Annotated in this window: 23 protein-coding genes; 15 read left to right on the top strand and 8 right to left on the bottom strand. The window is 71.6% G+C overall.

What is annotated here, in order from left to right; all coding sequences use genetic code 11:
* Positions 1-46 precede the first annotated feature (46 nt).
* The gene (gene yajC / locus EOD42_RS06605; protein WP_127786720.1) at positions 47-385 is read right to left on the bottom strand and encodes a preprotein translocase subunit YajC; all 339 of its coding nucleotides are present in this window, start codon (positions 383-385) and stop codon (positions 47-49) included.
* Positions 386-491: 106 nt separating this feature from the next.
* Here yajC and EOD42_RS06600 point away from each other — a divergent pair, with 106 nt between their 5' ends.
* From EOD42_RS06600 to EOD42_RS06590, 3 genes are all read left to right on the top strand, one after another.
* Positions 492-1,346, top strand: a complete 855-nt coding sequence (locus EOD42_RS06600; RefSeq protein WP_127786719.1) for an ATP-binding protein — start codon at positions 492-494, stop codon at positions 1,344-1,346.
* Positions 1,347-1,350: 4 nt separating this feature from the next.
* On the top strand, positions 1,351-2,301 hold the full coding sequence (locus EOD42_RS06595) for an MBL fold metallo-hydrolase (protein ID WP_240655011.1): 951 nt from the start codon (positions 1,351-1,353) through the stop codon (positions 2,299-2,301).
* A 242-nt stretch (positions 2,302-2,543) separates the two neighbouring features.
* Complete coding sequence (locus EOD42_RS06590) at positions 2,544-3,335, top strand: CHAP domain-containing protein (RefSeq protein ID WP_240655008.1); 792 nt, start codon at positions 2,544-2,546, stop codon at positions 3,333-3,335.
* Positions 3,336-3,399: 64 nt separating this feature from the next.
* Here the strand turns inward: EOD42_RS06590 and EOD42_RS06585 are convergent, their stop codons facing one another.
* From EOD42_RS06585 to EOD42_RS06575, 3 genes are read right to left on the bottom strand one after another with little or no spacing between them, the layout of a single operon-like run.
* Positions 3,400-4,074: a hypothetical protein gene (locus tag EOD42_RS06585; protein ID WP_127786718.1), complete on the bottom strand. Its 675-nt coding sequence runs from the start codon at positions 4,072-4,074 to the stop codon at positions 3,400-3,402.
* The gene (locus EOD42_RS06580) at positions 4,071-6,011 is read right to left on the bottom strand and encodes a glycosyltransferase (protein ID WP_127786717.1); all 1,941 of its coding nucleotides are present in this window, start codon (positions 6,009-6,011) and stop codon (positions 4,071-4,073) included. Before EOD42_RS06580 ends, EOD42_RS06585 begins: the two co-directional genes overlap by 4 nt.
* Positions 6,008-8,233, bottom strand: a complete 2,226-nt coding sequence (locus EOD42_RS06575) for a glycosyltransferase family A protein (protein ID WP_127786716.1) — start codon at positions 8,231-8,233, stop codon at positions 6,008-6,010. Before EOD42_RS06575 ends, EOD42_RS06580 begins: the two co-directional genes overlap by 4 nt.
* Positions 8,234-8,388: 155 nt before the next feature.
* On the opposite strand from EOD42_RS06575, the gene EOD42_RS06570 reads away from it, so the two are divergent.
* The 11 genes from EOD42_RS06570 (at position 8,389) to EOD42_RS06520 (ending at position 16,043) form a co-directional block, all read left to right on the top strand.
* On the top strand, positions 8,389-8,988 hold the full coding sequence (locus EOD42_RS06570; RefSeq protein WP_206020274.1) for an SIS domain-containing protein: 600 nt from the start codon (positions 8,389-8,391) through the stop codon (positions 8,986-8,988).
* Entirely contained in the window at positions 8,985-9,512 is a 528-nt protein-coding gene (locus EOD42_RS06565) for a D-glycero-alpha-D-manno-heptose-1,7-bisphosphate 7-phosphatase (protein ID WP_127786714.1), read from the top strand. The genes EOD42_RS06570 and EOD42_RS06565 overlap by 4 nt, the downstream gene beginning before the upstream one ends.
* Positions 9,513-9,515: 3 nt before the next feature.
* Positions 9,516-10,229: a transaldolase gene (locus tag EOD42_RS06560; RefSeq protein ID WP_127786713.1), complete on the top strand. Its 714-nt coding sequence runs from the start codon at positions 9,516-9,518 to the stop codon at positions 10,227-10,229.
* Complete coding sequence (locus EOD42_RS06555; RefSeq protein WP_127786712.1) at positions 10,226-11,182, top strand: NAD-dependent epimerase/dehydratase family protein; 957 nt, start codon at positions 10,226-10,228, stop codon at positions 11,180-11,182. Before EOD42_RS06560 ends, EOD42_RS06555 begins: the two co-directional genes overlap by 4 nt.
* Complete coding sequence (locus EOD42_RS06550; RefSeq protein WP_127786711.1) at positions 11,179-12,357, top strand: FkbM family methyltransferase; 1,179 nt, start codon at positions 11,179-11,181, stop codon at positions 12,355-12,357. Before EOD42_RS06555 ends, EOD42_RS06550 begins: the two co-directional genes overlap by 4 nt.
* Positions 12,354-13,337, top strand: coding sequence for a GHMP family kinase ATP-binding protein (locus EOD42_RS06545; RefSeq protein WP_127786710.1), 984 nt, complete (start codon positions 12,354-12,356; stop codon positions 13,335-13,337). Before EOD42_RS06550 ends, EOD42_RS06545 begins: the two co-directional genes overlap by 4 nt.
* Positions 13,334-14,050, top strand: coding sequence for a sugar phosphate nucleotidyltransferase (locus EOD42_RS06540; protein ID WP_206020273.1), 717 nt, complete (start codon positions 13,334-13,336; stop codon positions 14,048-14,050). The genes EOD42_RS06545 and EOD42_RS06540 overlap by 4 nt, the downstream gene beginning before the upstream one ends.
* Before the next feature lie 157 nt (positions 14,051-14,207).
* Positions 14,208-14,585, top strand: coding sequence for a hypothetical protein (locus EOD42_RS25830; RefSeq protein ID WP_164867812.1), 378 nt, complete (start codon positions 14,208-14,210; stop codon positions 14,583-14,585).
* Between the two features lie 133 nt (positions 14,586-14,718).
* Positions 14,719-14,943, top strand: a complete 225-nt coding sequence (gene rpmE, locus EOD42_RS06530) for a 50S ribosomal protein L31 (RefSeq protein WP_127786709.1) — start codon at positions 14,719-14,721, stop codon at positions 14,941-14,943.
* A 211-nt stretch (positions 14,944-15,154) separates the two neighbouring features.
* Positions 15,155-15,613 (top strand): Hsp20 family protein, encoded by a 459-nt coding sequence (locus EOD42_RS06525; protein WP_127786708.1) that lies wholly within the window; start codon positions 15,155-15,157, stop codon positions 15,611-15,613.
* A gap of 76 nt (positions 15,614-15,689) precedes the next feature.
* Entirely contained in the window at positions 15,690-16,043 is a 354-nt protein-coding gene (locus EOD42_RS06520) for a DUF952 domain-containing protein (RefSeq protein ID WP_127786707.1), read from the top strand.
* A 6-nt stretch (positions 16,044-16,049) separates the two neighbouring features.
* On the opposite strand, the gene EOD42_RS06515 is transcribed toward EOD42_RS06520, so the two are convergent.
* The 3 genes from EOD42_RS06515 to EOD42_RS06505 form a co-directional block, all read right to left on the bottom strand.
* On the bottom strand, positions 16,050-16,289 hold the full coding sequence (locus EOD42_RS06515) for a hypothetical protein (protein WP_127786706.1): 240 nt from the start codon (positions 16,287-16,289) through the stop codon (positions 16,050-16,052).
* Positions 16,290-16,403: 114 nt separating this feature from the next.
* The gene (locus EOD42_RS06510; protein ID WP_127786705.1) at positions 16,404-17,633 is read right to left on the bottom strand and encodes a transcription antitermination factor NusB; all 1,230 of its coding nucleotides are present in this window, start codon (positions 17,631-17,633) and stop codon (positions 16,404-16,406) included.
* Positions 17,634-17,655: 22 nt separating this feature from the next.
* Positions 17,656-18,465, bottom strand: coding sequence for a substrate-binding periplasmic protein (locus EOD42_RS06505; protein ID WP_127786704.1), 810 nt, complete (start codon positions 18,463-18,465; stop codon positions 17,656-17,658).
* Here EOD42_RS06505 and EOD42_RS26490 point away from each other — a divergent pair.
* Positions 18,440-20,917: a hybrid sensor histidine kinase/response regulator gene (locus EOD42_RS26490; RefSeq protein ID WP_127786703.1), complete on the top strand. Its 2,478-nt coding sequence runs from the start codon at positions 18,440-18,442 to the stop codon at positions 20,915-20,917. The two genes, EOD42_RS06505 and EOD42_RS26490, sit on opposite strands and share 26 nt — an antisense overlap.
* A gap of 3 nt (positions 20,918-20,920) precedes the next feature.
* Here EOD42_RS26490 and EOD42_RS06495 read toward each other — a convergent pair whose 3' ends face one another.
* Positions 20,921-21,802, bottom strand: a complete 882-nt coding sequence (locus EOD42_RS06495) for an S-methyl-5'-thioadenosine phosphorylase (RefSeq protein WP_127786702.1) — start codon at positions 21,800-21,802, stop codon at positions 20,921-20,923.
* Positions 21,803-21,806: the final 4 nt, after the last annotated feature.

Raw genomic sequence — 21,806 nt, 5'->3', positions numbered from 1 at the left:
AAAAGCCGGCGACAGGCGCCGGCTTTTCGCGGAAAGGCCCTTCGGATCAGGCCTTGGTGTCGTTCGCGGCCTCGGGGCGGATCACGCTCTGGATCATGCCGCGCACCAGCTTTACCGTGACGTTCGGCGCGATGTCGGCCTCGATCTCGTCGGAGCCCTCGGTCACCTTCTTCACCACGGCGACGATGCCGCCGGCGGTGATCACGCGGTCGCCGCGCTTCAGGGTCTCGAGCATCGCGCGATGCTCCTTGGCCTTCTTCTGCTGCGGGCGGATCAGCAGGAAATAGAACACCACGAAGATCAGGATCAGCGGCGCAAGCTGCATCACCATGCCGGCGGCGCCCGGGGCGGCGGCGTCCTGGGCGAAGGCGGGGGAGATGAACATGTGTCGGGGCTCCGGCAAATAATGTGGGGCGGAACCTAGCGGCCCGCCCGGCCCCGTCAAGTTCGCCCGCTGGACGGCCGGCCGGATTGCCGCCAAAGCGGAAGGCATGAGCAGCCTGAACGACGCCCTTCTCCTCCGCATCGCCGAGGCCCTGGAGCGCATGGCGCCACGCCAGGAGGAAACCCCCACCCTGACGGGCGCCGATGCCTTCGTGTGGCACCCCGGCCCGCCGGCGCGCCTGTCGCCGGTTCCCAAGGTATCCCGCGTGGACCTCGTCCTGCTGAAGGGCATCGAGCGGCAGAAGGATATTCTGCTGACCAACACGATGCGCTTCGCGCAGGGCTTCACGGCCAACAACGCCATGCTGTGGGGTGCCCGCGGCACCGGCAAGTCCTCTCTGGTCAAGGCGGCCCACGCCGCCGCCAACGAGGCATACCCCGGCAGCCTGGCGCTCATAGAAATCCAGCGCGAGGACATCTCGACCCTGCCCGAGCTGCTGAACATCCTGCGCGGGCAGTCCCGCCGCGCCCTGGTCTTCTGCGACGACCTGTCCTTCGAGCGTGAGGACGCCGACTACAAGGCGCTGAAGTCGGTGCTGGATGGCGGGATCGAGGGCCGGCCGGCCAATGTCCTGTTCTACGCCACCTCCAACCGACGCCACCTGATGCCGCGCGACATGATGGAGAATGAGCGCAGCACCGCCATCAACCCTGGTGAGGCGGTGGAGGAGAAGGTCTCGCTCTCCGACCGCTTCGGCCTGTGGGTGGGCTTCCACAACACCGACCAGGACACGTTCTTCGCCATGATCGAGGGCTATGCCGAGGTCATGAAGCTGCCGATCGGGCAGGAGGAGTTGCGCAAGGCCGCCGTGGAGTGGTCCGTCACGCGCGGCGGGCGCTCCGGGCGCGTGGCCTGGCAGTTCATCCAGGACCTGGCCGGCCGGCTGGGCGTGAAAGGGTGAAGCAGTGACCCTTGGCCCCGCCCCGCGCCGCGACGGGCGGTTCCTGAACCCCGACGGCAGCCGGGGCGGGCAGAGCTTCCGCAACTTGGTGCGCATGATCCGCGAGGGCGGCGGCACGCCCTGGCCCGCGCGGATCGAGAACACCCCCTACCCTCGCCCGGAGCCCGGCCCCGGCGAGGTGGCCATCACCAATATCGGCCACGCCACCTTCCTGATCCGCACGCCGGAGGTGACGCTGCTGACCGACCCCATCTGGTCGGCCCGCTGCTCGCCCGTGGGCTGGGCCGGCCCCAGGCGCGTTCGCGACCCGGGCCTGGCCTGGGACGCGCTGCCGAAGATCGACGCCGTGCTGCTGTCCCACGCGCATTACGACCACATGGACCGCCCGACCCTGCGGCGGCTGCATCGGCGGGACGCGCCCTTCATCGCCACGGGGCTCGGCAACCGGGCGCGCCTGGCGCGCTGGGGCATACCGGGCGCGACGGAACTGGACTGGGGGCAGAGCACAACCCTGCCCGGTGGTGCCGTCGCCACCTTCACGCCCGCCCGGCACTTCGCCGCCCGCACGCCCTTCGACCACAGCCGCAGCCTCTGGGGCGGTTTCGCGCTCGAACTGCCGGGCGGATTCAGGTTGTGTTTTGTCGGAGATACAGCCTGGGGGTCGCATCTGTCAGTGATCGGCGAGACACTGGGCCCGTTCGACGCTGCGTTGATTCCTATCGGCGCCTATGAGCCGCACTGGTTCATGCAGGCGGTGCATATCACCCCCGAACAGGCCGTGGAGGCACAGCAGGCCCTGCGTGCCCGGACGGCCATCGCGATGCATCACGGCGTGTTCAAACTGACGCAGGAAGCCATCGACGAACCAGTGCTTCGTTTACAAAAAAGCAAGAAATCTGCCGATTTCCGCAACCCGGACGTGGGTGAGACGTTATTGTTGCGACGCGGTACATGATTCGCCGAACCCCTGTGGCATTTCGGCAACCACACTGTGGCCTTGCGGTTTAGTCTGGACGCACTAAGGCTGATATTCCCATCCCGCAAAGTTATCCACAGGACGATCCGACAATTCACGACGGATTACGGCTTGTATCATCGTGCCTGGTTGCCCCCACATGCCGCCTGTCTCAAACACGTTTCCGGGAAGCGGGCCACTTTGGTCCGAGGGCTTCAGAAGGGGGCTGCATGCGGGTTTCGATGCTGGCTTTGAGCCTGTGCCTTGGCTTGGCCATCTCCGCGCCATTCAACGCGGCTGAGGCCTCTCGCGCAGGGCAGGCAACCACCCAGCAGACCACGCGTGGTCACGCTGCCGCCCGGCCGCAGGCCGCGGCGCCACGGGCGCAGACCCGTCAGGCGCAGCCGCGTGGCCGTCAGGCCACCCGCCGCGCCGCCGCCACCAACTGGGGCGGTATCTCCTGCGTTCCTTATGTCCGCATGGTCACCGGCATGGATGTGCGCGGGAACGGCCGCGACTGGTGGCACAACGCCGCCGGCCGCTACGCCCGCAGCCGCCGCCCGGAAGTGGGCTCCGTCCTCGCCTTCCCGTCCTCGGGCGGCATGAGCGCGGGCCACGTCGCGATGGTCAGCCGCGTGCTGAACAACCGCCACATCCTGATCGACCACGCCAATTGGGGCGGCCCCGGCATCCGCCGCGGCTCGGTCATGCAGAACGTCTCGGTGATCGACGTCTCCGACGACAATAGCTGGACCCAGGTTCGCGTGCAGGTGGGCTATGACCCCTCTCAGCACGGCCGCGCCTATCCGACCTACGGCTTCATTCACAACCGTCCCGACGGCGGCGAAGGCCCCGCCTATGCGAGCCTGGAAGACGGTTTCCGCCGCGTGAGCTACACGCGCCCCGTCAGCCATGGCCGGGCCTCCACGCAGCGTCATGGCACGGCCCGCAGCGCCGCGCAGTCCCACCGCCAGCCCCAGGCGAGCCGCCAGGCCGGCCGGGTGCAGAACGTGGCCCAGCGCCGCAGCCGCTGAACCCCGCCTTCCCTGTCATAACGCGCCGGGCCCGCAAGGGTTCCGGCGTTTTTTTATGGCCTGATCACAGGCGCTCCGCGATCAGCACCTGGCCCAGCTCCAGCCAGACGGATTGCTGCGCCACCACGCGCCACCCCAGATCGGCCAGCATCGCGTCCAGCGCGCCCCGGGTCATGAACCACTCCCACATGCCGGGCCAATAGGCGCGGCCGCCGGGGTCCAGCCGCGCGGGCGGGGTGTTGAACTGGACGAGCCCGACCCCGCGCCGCAGCAGGATGGCTTCCACCGCCCTCAGCCGCGCATCGGGCAGGAAGCCCGGCAGCATCGCGCCGTCCTCGATGCCGTCCTCGGGCGGCAGCAGGTTGGTCGCGATCACCAGATGGCGGCGGGCGAAACCGGACAGCGTCTGCAGCACCGGCAGCGGGTCATGCTGCGCGAACAGCTGCGCGGCCACCACCACATCCGCGCGCGGCCATTCCCAGGCCAGGGCACGGCTGTCCGTGATGTCCACCGCGCCGGTCCGCAGGGCGGGATCATCCGCCGCCACGCCCGCGCGCCCCCGCAGCCCCGCCCATTCCGTGTCGGTCACGGCATGGGGCTCGGCGTGAACGGCCAGCGCCGCGCCCGCCCGCAGCGCCGGGCCGCAGAACTCGATCAGCGAATGCCCCAGCCCGCCGAGCTGCAGCAGGCTCCATCCCGGCTCCTGCGCGGCGAACAGCTCATGCACGGGCGAGATCATGGCGCTTCCTCCGCCGGGGCCGGGAAGGCGGCCGCGATCTCGGCCAGCAGCGCCTCGGCCTCGGCCCCGCGACCGGAAAGGCGCAGCGCCATGGCATGGCGCAGGGCCTCGCGCGGCAGGTGGCGGCCTTCCGCCTCTCCGTTTTCCTGCAACAGCTGCCTCAGCGCGGCGGTATCGCCCAGCCGGCCCTCGCCGCGCAGCCGATACAGCACGACCTGCTCCTGGGCCTCCTGGTCCTCAGGCAGGCGCAGGATCGCCGCCTGCCAGGCCTGGCGCGCCAGCTGCGGCTGCCCCTGGACCTCCGCCAGCATGGCCAGCAGCTTGAGGTATTCCGGGCTGTCGGAGCGTGTGCCGGCCATCGCGCGCCGGATCTCGCCGTCGCGCCACTCCCGGGGCTCCTGCTCCAGCATCGCGAAATGCCGGGCCAGGGCGCCGATACCGTCATAAGGGCCGAGCATGGCGGGGTCCGCCGGCGTGGCCGAAACCACGGCCGCCCGGACCGGGACATGCAGGGCGAAGACCTCCCCGGCCTCGCGCGCCAGGGTGGCGAGGAAGCCCGGCGTGCCGATCACGGCCGCGCTCTCAGGCAGGCGCGCCGCATCCAGCATCACCGTGGATCCCGTCATCCGTTCCGGCATCACCGCCGCCAGATCCTCGCCGCCGCCCGTGCCGCCCCAGCTGCAGGCCGCGGCGCCGGAGGCCGCGGCCAGGCGCAGCAGCGCCGCCTGTTCCGGTGCTTCCAACCGCCCACCGTGAGCCAACCATCTGCCGGCAGCGACCTCGGCAGGGGCCGGCGGCGGCAGGTGCATCGGCACTTCCGGCCAGGCGGGTTGCGGCGGCGCCTCCAGCGCGGGCGGCAGCTCAGGCAGCCGCGCCAGCATCGCCGCGAAGGGACGTTCCTGCCGCTCCCAGGCGTGAATGCGGCCGGGCCAGCGCGCGGCGGCCTCGCGGGCCACGCCATGCGGGGTGGTCAGCACCGGCACGCCCGCCATGGCGCAGAAGGCATAGAGTTCGGGCGGGGTGCCGTGCAGCGCGGGCAGCAGGGCGACGACGCCCGGCCTCAGCAGCCGGGCGCAGGCGGCCTGGGGCGTCGCGGCGTTCTCCATCCGCCAATCCACGCCCCGGCCCGACAGCGCCGCCACCGCCTGGGCCGCGCTGCCCAGCACCATCGGCCCGGGCACCCCGGCCAGGATCAGGGGCAATGCCAGCCGCGCGCCGGCCCGTGCCGCCGTGAACAGGGCGAATTCCAGCCCGGCCTCGCTGGCCATGGGCAGGGGCAGCACCAGCTCGCTCGGCGGGGCCTTCGGCACCGGGTGCGGCCGCCAGGCCAGCGGCGCCACACGCCGTACCGGCCGGCCCTCCGCCGCCCACCAATCAGCCACCTCCGGGCTCGCACAGACGATGAGATCGGCCAGGCACATCGCCTGCCGCTCCCAGGCCGCCGTCACCAGCGCCTCGGCGGAGGGGGTGAAGCGCGCTTCCTCCCGGTGGCGGAAGCCCTGCGGGCCGCGCGCATGCAGCAGCACGGCGGTGCGGCCGTGGGCCAGGCCCGCCGCCCGGCGGGAGAGGGCCGCCACCAGCAGCCCCTCGCGCTCCGGCGCATGGACGATGTCGGGGGACAGCGCCTCCAGCGCCGCATCGACGGCGGCGGGCGTGAAGCCCGGCGCGAAGGCCAGTCCGATGCCGCGCGCCGCCAGAAGGCGGCCGAGCGTCGTATTCCCCGCCGGAACCTCGCCCGCCAGCGGCAGCAGCAGCGTCACCCGGGCGCCCGCCTCGGCCAGCGCATCCAGCAGGGGCTCGGCCCAGAAGCCCAGCAGGGGCTCGGCGCCCGCCTGCCATGCCGGTTCCGGCGCCAGATGCCAGGAGACGACGACGGCATGCAGCCCTGGCGGCAGCGCCCGCACCCCGAAACCCGCGCGCGGCAGATGCGGGTTCATGGCGCGTCCGCCTGGGGCCAGAGCGCCAGATCCGCCTCGCGCCCCGCCCGGAACAGCCGCGCCCGCACACGGCCCGCCAGGTCCGTTCCCAGCCGGTCGGCGGTTTCCAGCACATGGGCGCGCAGCGCCGCATCGCCCGGCAGTTCCGCCGCGCAATCGGCCACCAGCCGGGCCAGCGCCCAGTCATGCGGCGCGGCGCGCGACAGGGGCATGGCCAGACGCAACGCGCCCTGCGCATCGCCTGCCGCCAGCAGGGCTGCCGCCACCTCGCGGTGGAAGCCCTCGCCGGGCGCGCCCGGGTGATGGATGTCGTAATCCGGCAAGGGCCGCGCCTCGGGCCGGCCTGCCCAGTAGCTCCAGCCGAACTGCTGCTGGCGCGCGTGCTCCATGCCGTGCGCGAAGCGCAGCAGCCGGGCGGCGGCCGCCCCCTGGCCTTCCAGCGCGGGCCGCAGCGGCCGCATGTGGCTCAGGTACAGCCGCTCATTGGACATGCCGCGCGCCATGTTCACGCTGGAAAAGCGGTAGTGGTAGAGCGTCTCGGGCAGGATCAGCAGGCGCATGCCCGCACGCGCCATCGCGGCGCCGATCTCGTAATCCTCGCAGCCGATGCCCGCTTCCTCGGTATAGCCGCCGAGCCCCTCGAACACCTCGCGGCGGAACATGACGTTCACATCGCCATAGACGTTCCAGACGGTGCCGAGCCCGGCGGGCCCGCCGGTGGGGAAGAACTCGACGCGCGCCGGCTCATCCCCGGCGCGCGCATCGTGCTCGCCGCGGAACAGCTGCTGATAGGCGCCGACCGCCTCGGCCCCGGTGATCAGCAGGGCCCGCACCATCGCCTCGATCTCATGCGGCATGGCCAGGTTGTCGTCGTCCATGATCAGGATGAAGGCCCCGCGTGAGGCACGCGCGGCACGGTTGCGCCCGGCGGCCTGCCATTCCTCGCGGCTGTTGCGGATGATCCGCCAGCCGCGCGCGGCGAAATCCGCCTCCTGCCCGTCCAGGAACTCCCGCGTCGCGGCGGAGGGGCTGGCATCATCCACCAGCACCAGTTCGACCGCCGGCCAGCTCTGGTCGCGGATGGACTGGATGGCCTGGGCCAGCAGCGCCGGCCGGTCGAAATGCGACATGCAGACACTGACCAGCGGCGGCGGGTCGGGCATCTCGAACACGGGCGGGGGCGGGGCGCGCAACGCCAGCAGCGACGCAATCTGGGCCCGCCAGGGGCCGGGCGGGTCGACCGCCGCCCCTTGGTCTACCCCTTGGTCTGCCCCTGGGCCGACCGGCAATACCGGCACGCCCGCCGCCAGGGCATCCAGCGACAGCGGCGCCGTCACGGCATCCCCGCCCGGCAGCAGCACCGTGTCTCCCTCGGCAAAGCCTCGCGGATCGAGGGCCCAGCCCTCATCCTCAGTCATCAGCTCCAGCGCGGGCCCCGCGCCGCGCAGCGCAGTCAGCAGCGCGGCCAGCGGGTCCGGCCCCGGCGGGCGGTCCGCCGGCGGCAGCGGCAGCCGCAGCGCGGGCGGGCCCGGCGGCAGTTGCAGCAGATGGCGGGCCAGGGCCAGCGCCTCCGCCTCGGTCGCCGGGCCCCGCGCCAGGCGCAGCCGGGCCGGGCCGGGCGCGCCCACGCCGCTGCCCAGCCCGGGCAGCGACCGGTTCGGCCGCGCGTCATCGGGATGGGTGCGGTTCCACCAGTCGGAAAGCGCGGGATGGGCGAACAGCAGCGCATCCGCCCCGGCCAGCGCCGCGTCCTCTCCATGGCGGCGCAGCAGCGCGGCGGGCGAGGCCATGCCGCCCGCTTCCCCGGCCCAGCCATGCGGCCCCGTGACCAGCAACGCGATCGGAATACCGTCCAGGCCCATGCCGACCTCACGCAGGGTCAGCATCGGGGCCGCGATGCCCCGCGCATCAGAGACCACCAGCAGATCGGGGGCCGGCCGCCCCTTCAGCCACTGCACGGCCCGCCATCCCAGCATGGCGTCCGCGCCGTCCGGGCCGGGCAGCACATGCAGCCGGATGCCGCATGCGCGCAGCGCCGCCCACAGCCGCGTCGCGTTGCCGCCCCCGGCGGGTGAACGAGGCACCAGCAGGTCGATCGCCGCACCCTCCGCCGCCAGCCTTCGCGCCAGGCACAGCATGGCATGGCCCGCGGCCGCGCCGGGGTGCAGGCCGGGCAGGTCAGGGGTGATCAGCACCAGGCTGGGCGGGGTGTCGCTGCTCATCGGATCTGCCTGCCGCCCCCTTCCCGCCTGAATGGCTTCATCGCAGTTTCATCAACTATTAGCATTTGATAAACAATGCTTTATCATGGCGTCCGGCTTGTGGCGGGCACCCGCACAGGCTAGCGCTCTAACAGAGAAGCCACATGGGGGACAGCGTGGGATTCGCAGCAACTTTCCTCGCCGAGACCCAGGCCATCCTGCAGGCGATGGACCCCGCCCGCATCGAGGCCCTGGCCGAGACGCTGGCCGGCATCCGCGACGGCGGCGGGCGGCTGTTCATCCTGGGCGTGGGCGGTTCCGCCGGCCATGCCGGGCATGCGGTGAACGACTTCCGCAAGCTCTGCGGCTTCGAGGCCTATGCCCCCACCGACAATGTCAGCGAGCTGACCGCGCGCACGAATGACGAAGGCTGGGACACCACCTTCGCCGCCTGGCTGGCCGGCAGCCGCATCAACGCCAGGGACGGGCTGCTGGTGTTCTCGGTGGGCGGCGGCGACAAGGAACGCGGCATCTCGGGCAATATCGTGGCTGCCATTGACCTGGCGCGTGAACGCGGCGCGAAGGTGACGGGCATCGTCGGCCGCCAGGGCGGGCATACGGCCCTGGTGGGCGACGCGGTGGTGGTGGTGCCGCCGCTATATGCCGAGCACGTCACGCCGCACACCGAAGGGCTCTGCGCCGTGATCTGGCATTGCCTGGTCAGCCACCCGGCGCTGAAGCGCGCCGCCACCAAATGGGAAAGCGCCCATCCATGAGGCGCGCGGTGTTCCTGGACCGCGACGGCGTGCTGAACGCCGCCCGGCGCGACGCGAAGGGACGCCCCCTGCCCCCGGCCGATGCGGCAGACCTCGTCATCCTGCCCGGCGTGCCCGAGGCCTGCGCCGCGCTGCGCGCGGCGGGCTTCCTGCTGATCGGCGCCACCAACCAGCCCGACATCGCGCGCGGCACCGCCTCCGCCGATGAGGTCGCCCGGATGAACCGGCTGGTGGCCGAGGCCGTGGGCCTCGACGAGATGGCCCTGTGCCCGCATGACGACGCGGACGGCTGCGCCTGCCGCAAGCCCCTGCCCGGCCTGCTGACCGCCGCCGCCGCCACCCATGGCATCGAGCTTTCCGCCAGCTGGATGGTGGGCGATCGCTGGCGCGACATCGAGGCCGGCCGCGCCGCCGGCTGCCGCACCGCCTTCGTCCAGGCCCATTACGCCGAGCGCCAGCCCGACGCCCCGGACATCACCGTCGCGAGCCTGGCCGAGGCCGTGCCGCATATCGTGAATTCATAGCCCATGACCCTCCCCTCCCTGCGCATCAAGCTGTTCGCCGACGGCGCCGACCTGCCCGGCATGATCGAGGCCGCGCGCAACCCGGCCATCCGGGGCTTCACCACCAACCCCACCCTGATGCGCAAGGCCGGCGTCACCGACTACGAAGCCTTCGCGCGCGCCGCGATCGCCGCCATCCCCGACCGGCCGATCAGCTTCGAGGTGTTCTCGGACGAGCTGGAGGAGATGGAGGAGCAGGCACGCCGCATCGCGGGCTGGGGCCGCGATGTCTATGTAAAGCTGCCCATCACCAACACGCGCGGGCAGAGCATCATCCCCCTGCTGCCGCGCCTGGGAGCGGCGGGCGTGAAGTGCAACGTGACCGCGATCATGACGCTCGATCAGTTGCAGGCGGCCTCCGCCGCGCTGGCCGGGGCGCCGCCCTGCTGCCTGTCCATCTTCGCGGGCCGCATCGCCGATACCGGGATCGACCCCGTGCCGGTGATGCGCCGGGCGCTGGAGATCATGGCCCCGCATCCGCATCAGGAACTGATCTGGGCCTCTCCGCGAGAGGTGCTGAACCTGATCCAGGCCGATGCCGTCGGCTGCCACATCATCACCATGACCAGCGACCTGCTGGCCAAGCTGGGCAGCCTGGGCAAGAATCTCGACCGCTTCAGCCTGGAGACGGTGCAGATGTTCCGCAATGACGCGGTGGCGGCGGGCTACAGCCTGTGAAGGTGCTGGTGACGGGGGCCGCGGGCTTCATCGGCAGCAACCTGGTCGATGCCCTGCTGGCGCGCGGCGACAGCGTGGTGGGCTACGATAATTTCTCCACCGGGCAGGAACGGTTCCTGGAGGGCGCGCGCGCGCATCCGGCCTTCAGCCTGGCGCGGGGCGATGTGCTGGACCAGCCCGCGCTGACCGCGGCACTCGCCGGCGTGGACGCCGTGTTCCACCTCGCCGCCAATGCCGATGTGCGCTTCGGCACCGAGCATCCGCGGCGCGACCTGGAACAGAACACCATCGCGACCTTCACCGTGCTGGAGGCGATGCGCGCCGCCGGGGTGAAACGCATCCTGTTTTCCTCCACCGGCAGCGTCTATGGCGAGACACCCGTGATCCCGACGCCGGAGGACGCGCCCTTTCCGGTGCAGACCTCGCTCTACGGCGCCTCCAAGGTCGCGGGAGAGGGCCTGCTCAGCGCCTATGCCGCCGGCTTCGGCTTCCACGCGACCGTGTTCCGCTTCGTCTCGATCCTGGGGCCGCGCTACACCCACGGGCACGTGTTCGACTTCGCGCGCAAGCTGCTGGCCGACCCCACGCGGCTGGAGGTGCTGGGCAATGGCCGGCAACGCAAATCCTATCTGCACGTTGAGGATTGCGTGGCGGCGCTGCTGGTCGCGCTGGAAGGCGCGCCCGGTCCCTTCGCCGTGTTCAACCTCGGCCAGGATCATTATTGCGAGGTCAATGACAGCGTGGGCTGGATCACCGACGAACTGGGCCTGACGCCCCGCCTGGACTACACCGGCGGGGATCGCGGCTGGATCGGCGACAATCCCTTCATCTTCCTCGACGCCGCGCGGATGCGCGCCCTGGGCTGGGCGCCGCGGCATCGCATCGAGGACAGTGTGCGCGCCACGCTGCGCTGGATCATGGCCAACACCTGGGTGCTGGAGGCCCGTGCATGACGACCAGTCGGGAATTGCTGGTAGAGGCGCTGGACGCCGCGCGCATCGCGCAGTTCAGCGCGGATGTGGTGGCCGAGCTGAACGAGGCCGCCGCCAATGGCCGGCTGCTGATCGTGGGTTCGGCTGCCCTGCCCCGCAAGATCGCGACCGCCGTGCGCGCCGCCGGCGGCCAGGTGGCGGCGCTGATGGAATTCGATGCCCGCTTCTGGGGCCAGGACGTCCACGGCCTGCCGGTGCTGCCGCCCGAGGAGGCGCTGGAACGCGCGGGCGAGGACCCCATCGCGCTGGTGGGCATCTGGTCGCCCGACCATATCCACGCCCGCACCGCCGAATGGCTGGCCGCCAAGGGCATCACCCGCGTCTATCCGGTGCAGGCCGCCTTCTGGGCCTGGGGCGACAAGATCGGCCCGCACTACCAGTTCGGCACCCCCGCCCTGTATGCCGAGGCCGCGCCCCGCATCCTGGCCGTGCATGACGCGCTGGCCGACGGCGAGAGCAAGCGCCAATACGCCGGCGCCATCGCCTGGCGCGTGCTGCTGGACCCCACGCTGATCCCGGAACCCAGGCCCGAGCGCATCTATTTCGACCCCGACCTGCTGCGCCTGCCCGATGACGCGGTGATCGCCGATGTCGGCGCCTATGCGGGGGATACGCTCTCCACCTTCCTGACGTGGCAGGGCGCGCGCTTCGGCGCCTATCACGCCTTCGAGCCGGACCCGCTGAGCTTCGCGCGGCTGCTGCAGCTGCGGGAGAAGCTGCGGCCGGACATCGCGGCGCGCATCAGCCCCCGCGCGGCCGCCATCGGCGCGGCCCCCGGCAACCTGTTCCTGACGCCCACCGGCACCCCCGGCACCGTGACCGAAGCCTCCGCCGGGACCGGCATGCTGGAAGTGCCCTGCGTGACGCTGGATGCCGAGCTGGCAGGCGGACGGGTGGACTACATCAAGATCGACGCCGAGGGCGCGGAGGCCGAGGTTCTGGCCGGTGCCGAGGCCGGTATCGCGGCCCATCGCCCTTCGCTCGGCCTGTCGGTCTATCACGCGCCGTCCGACATCTTCACCCTGCCCGAATGGGCGATGGAGCGCCTGCCGGGCCATTCCTTCCACCTGCGCGCCCATGACCATGACGGCATCGACCTGGTGTTCTACGCCGTCTCGCCGGACCATAAGCCATGATCATCGCCCGCTCGCCGCTGCGCATCTCGATCGGCGGGGGCGGGACGGATCTGCCGAGCTATTACCAGGAACGCGAAGGCTTCCTGCTGGCCATGGCGATCCGCAAGCATGTGTATGTCTCGCTCCAGCGCACGCTGGAGCCGGGGCTGCTGCTGAAATACTCCCAGATCGAGCGCCCGGCGCGGGTGGTGGAGATCCAGCACCCGATCATCCGGGAATCGCTGCTGGAGCTGGGGCTGGGCGGCGAAGCGGCGCTGGAGATCACCTCGGTTGCCGATATTCCGGCCGGCACCGGGCTCGGTTCTTCCGGCAGCTTCACCACCGCGTTGCTGAAGGCGCTGCACGCGCTGGATGGGCGGGGCATCCCGCCGCATGAACTCGCGGAACAGGCCTGTCGGATCGAGATCGACCGGCTGGGCGAACCGATCGGCAAGCAGGACCAGTATATCGCGGCGATGGGCGGGCTGACGGGCTTCACCTTCCGCCGCGACGGCACGGTGGCGGCCGAGGCCCTGCCCGTTTCCGCCGCCACCCTGGCGGACCTGCAGGCCAACACGTTGATGTTCTTCACCGGCCGCACCCGCAGCGCCGGCACCATCCTGGCCGAGCAGGACCGCGCCTCCCGCGCCATGGATGCGGGGATGCTGGCCAATCTCGATCGGGTGAAGGCGCTGGGATACGAGACGCGCGATGCCTTCCTGAAGGGCGACCTGGCCCGCTGGGGCGAGATCATGCGCGAGCATTGGGAAGCCAAGAAGCGCCGCTCCGGCGCCATGAGCAACCCGCAGATCGACGCCTGGTACGATCTGGCCATGGCCAGCGGGGCCGTAGGCGGCAAGCTGGTGGGCGCGGGCGGCGGCGGCTTCCTGCTGTTCTATGCGCATGACGTTGCGCGGCTGCGCGCGGCCATGCGCGGCGCGGGCCTCGCGGAGGTGCCGGTCGTGCTCGACCCCGAGGGCACCACCCTGATCGCGCGATGATGCTGCCCCCCCTCGCCATCCTGGCCGGCGGGCTGGCGACCCGCCTGCGCCCGATCACGGAAACCATCCCCAAGGTGCTGGTGCCGGTGGCGGGTGAGCCGTTCCTGGCGCATCAGCTGCGGCTGGCGGCGCATCAGGGCTTCCGCCGCGTTGTGCTGTGCCTGGGGCATCTGTCGGAACAGGTGGAGGAATTCCTGGCCGCGCGCGGCGGCGAGTTCCCGCTCGACATCGCCATCAGCCATGAAGGCGCCAAGCGCCGCGGCACCGGCGGTGCGCTGCGCCATGCCCTGCCGCTGCTCGGCCCTGAGTTCTTCGTCCTCTACGGCGACAGCTATCTGCCGATCGAGGCCGCGCCGGTCTGGGCCGCCTTCAGGGCAGCCGGATGCCCCGCCATGCTGACCGTGCTGCACAACCAGGACCGCTGGGACCCCTCCAACATCGAGTTTCGCGACGGAATGGCGCTGCGCCACGACAAGGCCGCGCGCGGGCAGCCCGGGGTGGAGTGGATCGATTTCGGCCTGTCGGTCTTCACCGCGCCCGTCATCGCGGACTGGCCGCGGCCCGACCCCTGGGACCTGTCGGCGCTGACCGGCAGCCTGGCCACCGCCGGCAGGCTCGCGGGGCATGAGGTCAGGCAGCGCTTCTATGAAATCGGCAAGCCCGAGGGGCTGCGCGACACGGAATCATTTCTCTCGCGAAAGACCTTGTCCTGACCGTCGGCTGAACCCACTGTCCCGGCAGAGGAAATCGTCCACGGCACCACAAGAAGAACGTGCGGCCGCCAACGATTCGCCTTGATCCGCGTTGATGCTGAGACAATGGAAGCCGCCCCCCTCCCCCCACAGGGCGGCACCGATCAGGAGGGCAGCCATGCGGCGCCTATTTCTTCCGGTTCTGGCAGTTGCGGCAGGCGTCGCGCTTTCCGGCTGCGTTGATCCTGGCTACGGCTACGGCCCGTCCTATGGCGGGCCGGTCTATGGCGGCGGTGGCGGCTATTATGCCTCCCGCGGCTATTACGCCCCGCCGGCGCGCAGCTACTACGCGCCTCCGCCGCGCGCCTACTATGCGCCTCCCCCGCCGCGTCCCAGCTGGGGCGGTGGCGGCGGCGGCTGGGGTGGCGGCGGCCGCCCGCACGAATACAGCGGCGGTGGCGGCTATGGCCGTGGTGGCGGTGGCGGCGGCGGCCCGCCGCCCCGTGGCGGCGGTGGCCGGCAGTCCATCGGCGAATGGGCGCGCGGCAACCGCTGATTCCGGCGAGCCGCCGCATTCGGCGGCTTGCGTCCCGGGGAATGGCGGCTTATACGCCCCCATTCCTGCGGGACCGGACCGGGCGCTACCACGTCTTCCGTCCTCAGCCTTCGAGATAGCCGAGAGTAGCGCCATGAAGCCCGATACCCATCCCGAGTACCACGCCATCACGGTGGTCATGACCGACGGCACCACCTTCCAGACGCGCAGCTGCTACGGCAATGCCGGCGACACCATCCGCCTGGACATCGACCCGAAGAGCCACCCGGCCTGGACCGGCGTGCAGCGCATCATGGATACGGGCGGCCAGGTCGCGAAGTTCAACAAGAAGTTCGCCGGCATCGGCCTGAAGAAGTAATCTTCTTCACCCCGACCGAGATCTTGGAAGGCCGTCCCTTGAAACAGGGGGCGGCCTTTTCCATTTCTGGTGGGTGCGGGATGCCCGGATGGGGTCCCGCCACGGCGGCCCGGCAAACCGGGGCCGGCATCGCCCGGATGGGGGTGCCTCAGGCCTCTGGCAAGCAGGGATCGCTGCCAACGCATGAACCTTGCTGATGCAGGAGGTTTTGATGAACGCTGTCGACTTCTCTCCCCTTTTCCGCACCGCCATCGGCTTCGACCGCCTGGCCCGCCTTGTCGAAGGCGCGCGCGGCACCGAGGCGCAGTCCTACCCGCCCTACAACATCGAGCGCACCGGCGAGGACAACTACGTCCTGACGCTGGCCGTCGCCGGCTTCTCCGAGCAGGAGCTGGAGCTTGAGGTGAAGGGCGACACGCTCCTCGTCGCCGGCCGCCCGGCCAACCAGGCCACGGAGCGCAGCTTCCTGCACCGCGGCATCGCGGGCCGCGCCTTCGAGCGCCGCTTCGTGCTGGCCGACCACCTGGTGGTGAAGGGTGCCGAGCTGCGCAACGGCCTGCTGCATGTGGCGCTGGAGCGTGTGGTGCCCGAGGCGCTGAAGCCCCGCCGCATCGAGATCGCGAGTGCTGGCCCCGCCCAGCCGAAGCTGGTCGAGGCGCAGGCGGCGTAACCGAGACGCGGGAACCGCAACGGGCCGGGAGGGGAGACCCTCCCGGCCCTTCGTCGTTTCAGGCTATGGCTGGGCGATGGAAGCATTCATCTACACGCTGGTCCGCCGGGCGGACTGGGCCGAGGCCGCGGCGGCCGGCGCCTATACCGGCAGCGCCGATGACCGGCGCGACGGGTTCCTGCACTTCTCGACGGCCGCGCAGCTGCGCGCCACGGCCGCGAAGCACCGCAAGGGCGAGACGGATCTGGTGATCGTGGAAGCCGAGAGCGCGAGGCTGGGCGATTCCCTGCGCTTCGAGGCGCCGCTGAGCGGCCGGCCGGGGCTGTTTCCCCACCTCTACGCGCCGCTGCCGCTCTCGGCCGTCACGCGCGTGCTGGACCTGCCGTTGGGGCCGGACGGGCTGCACGAATTCCCGCCCGGCTTTCCCTGAGGGCCGTTACCAGCCGCGACGGCCGTAGCCGTAGCCATAGCTGGGGCGATAGCCGTAGCCACCGCCGTACCCGCCGCGATAGCCGTGGTGGCCGTTGTTGCTGGCCAGCACGGCAGCGCCGGCCACCGCCGCGACGCCCGCACCCAGCAGCAGGGTGTTGCCCATGTTCACGGAGCCGTCGGGGTTCTGGCAGCCCGCCAGCAGCACGGCGGCGGACAGGGTGGCGGCGGCGAACAGCTTACGCATCGTCTTGTTTCCTCGTGCGGGGTTCGGGGGAACCCTGCCTGACGGAAACTATTGCCCCGGCAAGTGGCGGGATCACGCCCGCGCGATGGCGGCGCGCGGCGGAATGATGATGTTTTAGTGGCGCCGCAGGCGCATCGCGAAGAAGCCGTCCATGCCGCCGCTGTCGCCCAGCATGTCCGGGCGGGTCCGCAGCGCGCCGGTCACGGTCATGGCCTCCATCCCCGGCAGTTCGCCGGGGCGGACGCGGTCAAGCGCGAAGCCCTCCGGCACGCGCTCCAGATGGGCCTCGCCCTCCTCTGCCTGCAGGGAGCAGGTGGCGAAGACCAGCCGCCCGCCCGGCGCCAGCAGCGCGCAGGCGGCGGCCAGCAGGCGGGACTGGGTCTCGGCCAGCTTGGTCACATCCCCTGCCCGCTTCAGATGCGCCACATCAGGGTGGCGGCGGATGGTGCCGGTCGCGGTGCAGGGGGCATCCAGCAGGATGGCGTCGAACAGCGCGTCGGGCTTCCAGGCGGCGGCATCGGCAACCACCACCTCGGCCGGCAGCTTCAGCCGGGCCAGATTCTCACGCAGGCGCGTCGCGCGCTTGGGGTCGCGCTCCACCGCCACCACCTCGGCGCCGGCGGCGGCCAGCTGGGCGGTCTTGCCGCCCGGGGCGGCGCAGAGGTCCAGCGCGCGCTCACCGGGGCGCACGGCCAGCAGGCGCGCCGGCAGGGCGGCCGCGGCATCCTGCGCCCAAAGATCGCCCTCGGTGAAGCCCGGCAGTTCCGTGATGCGGGTGCCATGGGCCATGCGCGCGGTGCCGCCGGGCAGCAGGGTCGCTCCCTCGGGCAGCGCCACGCCGGGCTTCAGGGAAAGATCGAGCGGCGCCTCATGCTGGTGGGCCTCCGCGATGCGGCGCACGGCATTGCCATGGGCCTTCTGCCAGGCGGTCCAGAGCCAGGACGGCGTATCCAGGCGCGGGGCGTCCAGCCCCTCCAGCGCGGCGGCCCCGGCCGACGCGACACGGCGCAGCACCGCATTCACCAGCCCCGAGAAGGCGCGCGGCACCAGCGACACACAGTCGCTGACGGCGGCATGCGGCGGCGTGCCGAGCAGCGTCAGCTCCGCCGCGCCGATGCGCAGCGCCTGGCGCACCGTGGCCGGCGGCTCGCGCTGCAGATAGGGTTCCAGAACGGCGTCCAGCGAGCCCAGCCGCCGCAGCACGGTGGCCGCGATCCGGTGGCCGGCGGCACGGTCGCGCGGCTCCATGGGCGGAAGCGCGTCCAGCGCCTCCTCCAGCGGGCGGCGCGCCTGCAGGACGGCGGTGATCAGGGCATGGGCGGCCTGGCGGGTTGCTGATGGCATGGCCGGGCTTATGGCGCCCCGATCAATAGACGACCAGCCCTTGCAGGCCCTGGCGCTCGGCGGCACGCGCAAGGCTGCCATCCGACTTGGCGGCGGCGAGGAAATTATTGACCTCGGCCAGCCAGGCGGCATCGCCGCGCGGCACGGCATAGGCCATCAGTGCCTCCCCGAAGCGCGGCGGCGCCTCCAGCAGGCGCACCCAGCCCTCCTGCTCCGCCAGGCCGCGCGCATAGGGCAGGCTGGCGACCAGCACATCCACCCGGCCCGACAGCACCTCCACCTCACGCGGGCGGGCGGCGCGCAGCACGGTCAGCTCCGCGCGGCGCAGGCTGTTGCGCATCGCGGCCTCGGCCTGGCTTCCCTCCGCCACGGCCACCAGCACGCCGGGGCGGTCGATGGACTGCCAGTCCCGCACGCGGGCGCTGGCGCGGTTGGCGACGCCCAGCACGGGGGTGGAGAAATAGGGCTTGGTGAAGGCCACCTGCTGCGCGCGCTCAGGCGTGATGACGGCGCCCGACATGGCGATGTCGCAGGCGCCCGCCTCCAGCTGCGCCAGCATGCCGACCTGGGCGGTCGGCACCAGCACCTGCCGCAGCCCCAGGCGCTGGGCCAGTGCGCGGGCCATGTCGGCATCCACGCCTTCGAGTTCACCGCTGCGGGGGTTGCGCCAGGACATCCCGTAGAAGCCGGTCCAGGCGCAGACGCGCAATTCGCCGCGCGCGCGCATCGCGGCCAGTCGATCTTCCTGCGGCTGGGCCGCAACGCCACCGGTGCCAAACGCCGCAACCCCTGCAACAATGGCGGCGATGGTGTTCAGCAATAACGTCCGCATCAGGATTCGCCGGGCCTTCGGTCTGGATGTGCCTGCCGTATCGCCGCTGCGGCCCTGGCGGCTGTTCGCCCTGGCCGCCACGATCGTGATCGCGGCGCTGATCGGGCTTTACACCATCGTGATGCAGCGCGCCCAGCACGATGCGTTGCTGGCGGCCGCGCAGACCACGCGAAATCTCGCGACCTCACTGGCGGAGCAGGTCGATCGTTCCCTGCAGACCGTGCAGATCCTGCTGCCGGATGCCGAGACGGCGATCCGCGGCGGCGCCTTCGCGCGCACCCTGCAGGACCTGCCGCAGCTGCGGGGCGTGTTCGCCACCGACGCCGCGGGGCGGGTGCGCACCTCCACGGAGCCCAGCATCGTGGGCTTCCAGCTGGATGACCGGGAGTGGTTCCGCACCCTGCGCCTGACGCCGCAGCCGATGCGCCTGGGCGCGCCCGAGGCCGGGCGCTACCTGGCCGTGGGCGCGCGCAGCGTGCAGGAGGTGGGGCTCTGGACCATCCCGCTGGCATTGGCCCGGCGCAACGGGGCCGGCGAGTTCGAGGGCGCGACCGTCGCCCTGCTGAACCCGGACCATCTGAGCGGCATCGCCCAGCGGGTGGCCGAAAGCTTCGGCGTCTCGGTGCGGATCAGCGCGGCCAGCGGCGCGCTGCTGGCCCGCAGCGACGGCCGGCTGGAGGGGATCGGCATGCTGCACCCCGGCAGCTGGCCCTTCCGCGATTTCCTGCCGCGCCTGGCCCAGGGCAGCTATGAGGGGCCCGACCAGGAGGGCCAGCCCGTGCTCGCGGCCTTCGCCACCACGGCGCTCGGCCTGATGGTGGTGGAGGTGAACCGCCCGCGCGAGGCGGCGCTGGCGCCCACGGAACAGCTGGGCGCGCTGCTGGCCATTTCCATGCTGGGCACCGGCGTGCTGGTGATGGGCGCGCTGTGGCTGCTGCTGCGCCAGTCCCGCCTGCTGCAGGCCCAGGGGCGCGCGCTGCGGCAGAGCGAGGCCTCGGCCCTGGCCGGGGTGCGCGCGAAGGAGGAGTTCCTCGCCTCCATGAGCCACGAGATCCGCACGCCGATGAACGGCGTGATCGGCATGACCAGCCTGCTGCTGGATACCCAGCTTTCCGTCCAGCAACGCCACCAGGCCGAGACCATCCAGCACAGCGCCGAGCACCTGCTGGTGCTGCTGAACGACATCCTGGACCTGTCGAAGCTGGAGGCCGGGGAGCTGACGGCGGAGCGCCTGCCCTTCGACCCGGAGGCCGAGCTGGCCACCATCCTGGACCTGTTCGCGCCGCGCGCCGCCGACCAGGGGCTGGAGCTGCTGGCCGCGCTGTCGCCCGAGCTGCCGCCCCGCGTGCTGGGTGACCCGGGGCGTTTCCGCCAGCTGCTGTTCAACCTGGTGGGCAACTCGCTGAAGTTCACCGAGGCTGGCAGCATCGAGATCGCCATCACGGCCCGACCCGAGGGCGTGAACATGCGCCTGATCTGCACCGTGACCGACACCGGCATCGGGCTGGAGAAGGAGCAGATCCCGTTCCTGTTCGAGCGCTTCACCCAGGCCGATGCCTCCATCCGGCGGCGCTACGGCGGCACCGGGCTGGGGCTCGCGATCTGCGCGCGGCTGGCCGAGCAGATGGGCGGCGAGATCACGGCCCGGCAGCGCGATCCCTCCCTGCCGCGCGGCGGGGGCAGCGTGTTCGAGTTCTCGGTGCTGACGGGACGGCTGGTGGGCCGGCGCCCGGACCCGCCGGCGGAGCTGGCCGGCACGGTGGCGCTGGTGGTGGAGGGCCAGCCGCGCGTGACCGAGCTGCTGGCCGCCGAGCTCAGGCATCTGGGGCTGGAGATCCTGCTGGCGGCGCCCGCCATGGCGGCCCAGGCCGTGGCGCGCTCCGGCGCTCGGCTGGCCTTCGTGCCGACCGGCGAGGCACCGCCCGACCAGGCCGGCTGCACCGTCATCACCGTGGCCGCCGTGACCGAGGTGCCCGAGCACGGATTCGCCGTGGTGAAGCCCGTGCTGCCCTCCCGGCTGCGGGCCGCGGTGCAGGCGGCGCTGTCTCCCCCACGGCAGGAAACGGCGGACAGCCCGGCGCAGCCGCCCCGCCCTGCCCCGCGCATCCTGCTGGTGGAGGACAACCCGACCAACCAGCTGGTGATCCGCAGCATATTGGGCACGGTGGGCTGCGAGGTGGATGTGGCCGATGACGGCGTGGCGGCGCTGGAGGCCGCCGGGCACACCGCCTATGGCATCATCCTGATGGATGTGCAGATGCCGCGCATGGACGGGCTGGAGGCCACGCGGATGATCCGCGCGGGCGACGGCCCCAGCGCCCGGGCCCGCATCATCGGCCTGACGGCCGCCGCCGGGCCGGAATACGAGAAGCAGTGCCTGGATGCGGGGATGGACGAGTACCTGACCAAGCCCATCCGCCGCCAGGAGCTGCTGGCGCGGCTACCGCTGTAGCGGTCAGCCCAGCAGGCGGCCCGCCACCGCGTCCAGCTTGGCCAGCAGCGCGGGGTCGCGCTTCTCGGGCGCGGTGATGATCGCGTGGTCCAGCGCGTTGTTGCAGCCGGCCGGGCACAGGCCGCGCGGCTTGCCCAGCGCGGGCACCACGGCCTTCACCAGGGCGCGCGCCTTGTCGGCATTGCCCAGCAGCACCTTCACCACCTGGTCGACCGTGACGGCGTCATGTTCCTCGTGCCAGCAGTCATAGTCGGTGACCATGGCGACGGAGGCGTAGCAGAGCTCCGCCTCACGGGCGAGCTTGGCCTCGGGCATGTTGGTCATGCCGATCACCGAGCAGCCCCACTGGCGGTACAGGTTGCTCTCGGCCTGGGTCGAGAACTGCGGGCCTTCCATCACCAGATAGGTGCCGCCGCGCGTCATCGGCAAACCCAGGTCGCGGCCCGCGACCTCAATCGCGTCGGACAGGCGCGGGCAGGTCGGGTGCGCGACGGAGACATGGGCCACGCAGCCGGTGCCGAAGAAGGACTTCTCACGCGCGAAGGTGCGGTCGATGAACTGGTCCACGATCACGAAGTGACCGGGGGGCAGTTCCTCCTTCAGGGAGCCCACGGCCGAGAGCGAGATGATCTCGGTCACGCCCGAGCGCTTCAGCGCGTCGATGTTGGCGCGGAAGTTCAGCGCGGAGGGGGGCGTGGGGTGGCCGCGGCCGTGGCGCGGCAGGAACACGCACTTCACCCCATGCAGCCGGCCGAACAGCAGCTCGTCGGACGGGTCACCCCAGGGGGTGCTCACCTTGCGCCATTCGCGGTCCTCGAGGCCGTCGATGTCATACAGGCCGGAACCGCCGATCAGGCCGATCACGGGCTCGAAGGTATCGCTCATGCGC

Source organism: Rhodovarius crocodyli, assembly GCF_004005855.1.
GTDB classification, from domain to species: Bacteria; Pseudomonadota; Alphaproteobacteria; order Acetobacterales; family Acetobacteraceae; genus Rhodovarius; species Rhodovarius crocodyli.
Note: the sequence above shows the minus strand (reverse complement) of the source record. Positions and strands in the feature narration are given on the sequence as shown.

What these genes read in the sequence shown, in the direction of transcription:
- yajC (WP_127786720.1), bottom strand. Translation starts at nt 385, where the DNA reads ATGTTCATCTCCCCCGCCTTCGCCCAGGACGCCGCCGCCCCGGGCGCC.
- EOD42_RS06600 (WP_127786719.1), top strand. Translation starts at nt 492, where the DNA reads ATGAGCAGCCTGAACGACGCCCTTCTCCTCCGCATCGCCGAGGCCCTG.
- EOD42_RS06590 (WP_240655008.1), top strand. Translation starts at nt 2,544, where the DNA reads ATGCTGGCTTTGAGCCTGTGCCTTGGCTTGGCCATCTCCGCGCCATTC.
- EOD42_RS06585 (WP_127786718.1), bottom strand. Translation starts at nt 4,074, where the DNA reads ATGATCTCGCCCGTGCATGAGCTGTTCGCCGCGCAGGAGCCGGGATGG.
- EOD42_RS06580 (WP_127786717.1), bottom strand. Translation starts at nt 6,011, where the DNA reads ATGAACCCGCATCTGCCGCGCGCGGGTTTCGGGGTGCGGGCGCTGCCG.
- EOD42_RS06575 (WP_127786716.1), bottom strand. Translation starts at nt 8,233, where the DNA reads ATGAGCAGCGACACCCCGCCCAGCCTGGTGCTGATCACCCCTGACCTG.
- EOD42_RS06565 (WP_127786714.1), top strand. Translation starts at nt 8,985, where the DNA reads ATGAGGCGCGCGGTGTTCCTGGACCGCGACGGCGTGCTGAACGCCGCC.
- EOD42_RS06560 (WP_127786713.1), top strand. Translation starts at nt 9,516, where the DNA reads ATGACCCTCCCCTCCCTGCGCATCAAGCTGTTCGCCGACGGCGCCGAC.
- EOD42_RS06550 (WP_127786711.1), top strand. Translation starts at nt 11,179, where the DNA reads ATGACGACCAGTCGGGAATTGCTGGTAGAGGCGCTGGACGCCGCGCGC.
- EOD42_RS06545 (WP_127786710.1), top strand. Translation starts at nt 12,354, where the DNA reads ATGATCATCGCCCGCTCGCCGCTGCGCATCTCGATCGGCGGGGGCGGG.
- EOD42_RS06540 (WP_206020273.1), top strand. Translation starts at nt 13,334, where the DNA reads ATGATGCTGCCCCCCCTCGCCATCCTGGCCGGCGGGCTGGCGACCCGC.
- EOD42_RS25830 (WP_164867812.1), top strand. Translation starts at nt 14,208, where the DNA reads ATGCGGCGCCTATTTCTTCCGGTTCTGGCAGTTGCGGCAGGCGTCGCG.
- rpmE (WP_127786709.1), top strand. Translation starts at nt 14,719, where the DNA reads ATGAAGCCCGATACCCATCCCGAGTACCACGCCATCACGGTGGTCATG.
- EOD42_RS06525 (WP_127786708.1), top strand. Translation starts at nt 15,155, where the DNA reads ATGAACGCTGTCGACTTCTCTCCCCTTTTCCGCACCGCCATCGGCTTC.
- EOD42_RS06520 (WP_127786707.1), top strand. Translation starts at nt 15,690, where the DNA reads ATGGAAGCATTCATCTACACGCTGGTCCGCCGGGCGGACTGGGCCGAG.
- EOD42_RS06515 (WP_127786706.1), bottom strand. Translation starts at nt 16,289, where the DNA reads ATGCGTAAGCTGTTCGCCGCCGCCACCCTGTCCGCCGCCGTGCTGCTG.
- EOD42_RS06510 (WP_127786705.1), bottom strand. Translation starts at nt 17,633, where the DNA reads ATGCCATCAGCAACCCGCCAGGCCGCCCATGCCCTGATCACCGCCGTC.
- EOD42_RS26490 (WP_127786703.1), top strand. Translation starts at nt 18,440, where the DNA reads ATGGTGTTCAGCAATAACGTCCGCATCAGGATTCGCCGGGCCTTCGGT.
- EOD42_RS06505 (WP_127786704.1), bottom strand. Translation starts at nt 18,465, where the DNA reads ATGCGGACGTTATTGCTGAACACCATCGCCGCCATTGTTGCAGGGGTT.
- EOD42_RS06495 (WP_127786702.1), bottom strand. Translation starts at nt 21,802, where the DNA reads ATGAGCGATACCTTCGAGCCCGTGATCGGCCTGATCGGCGGTTCCGGC.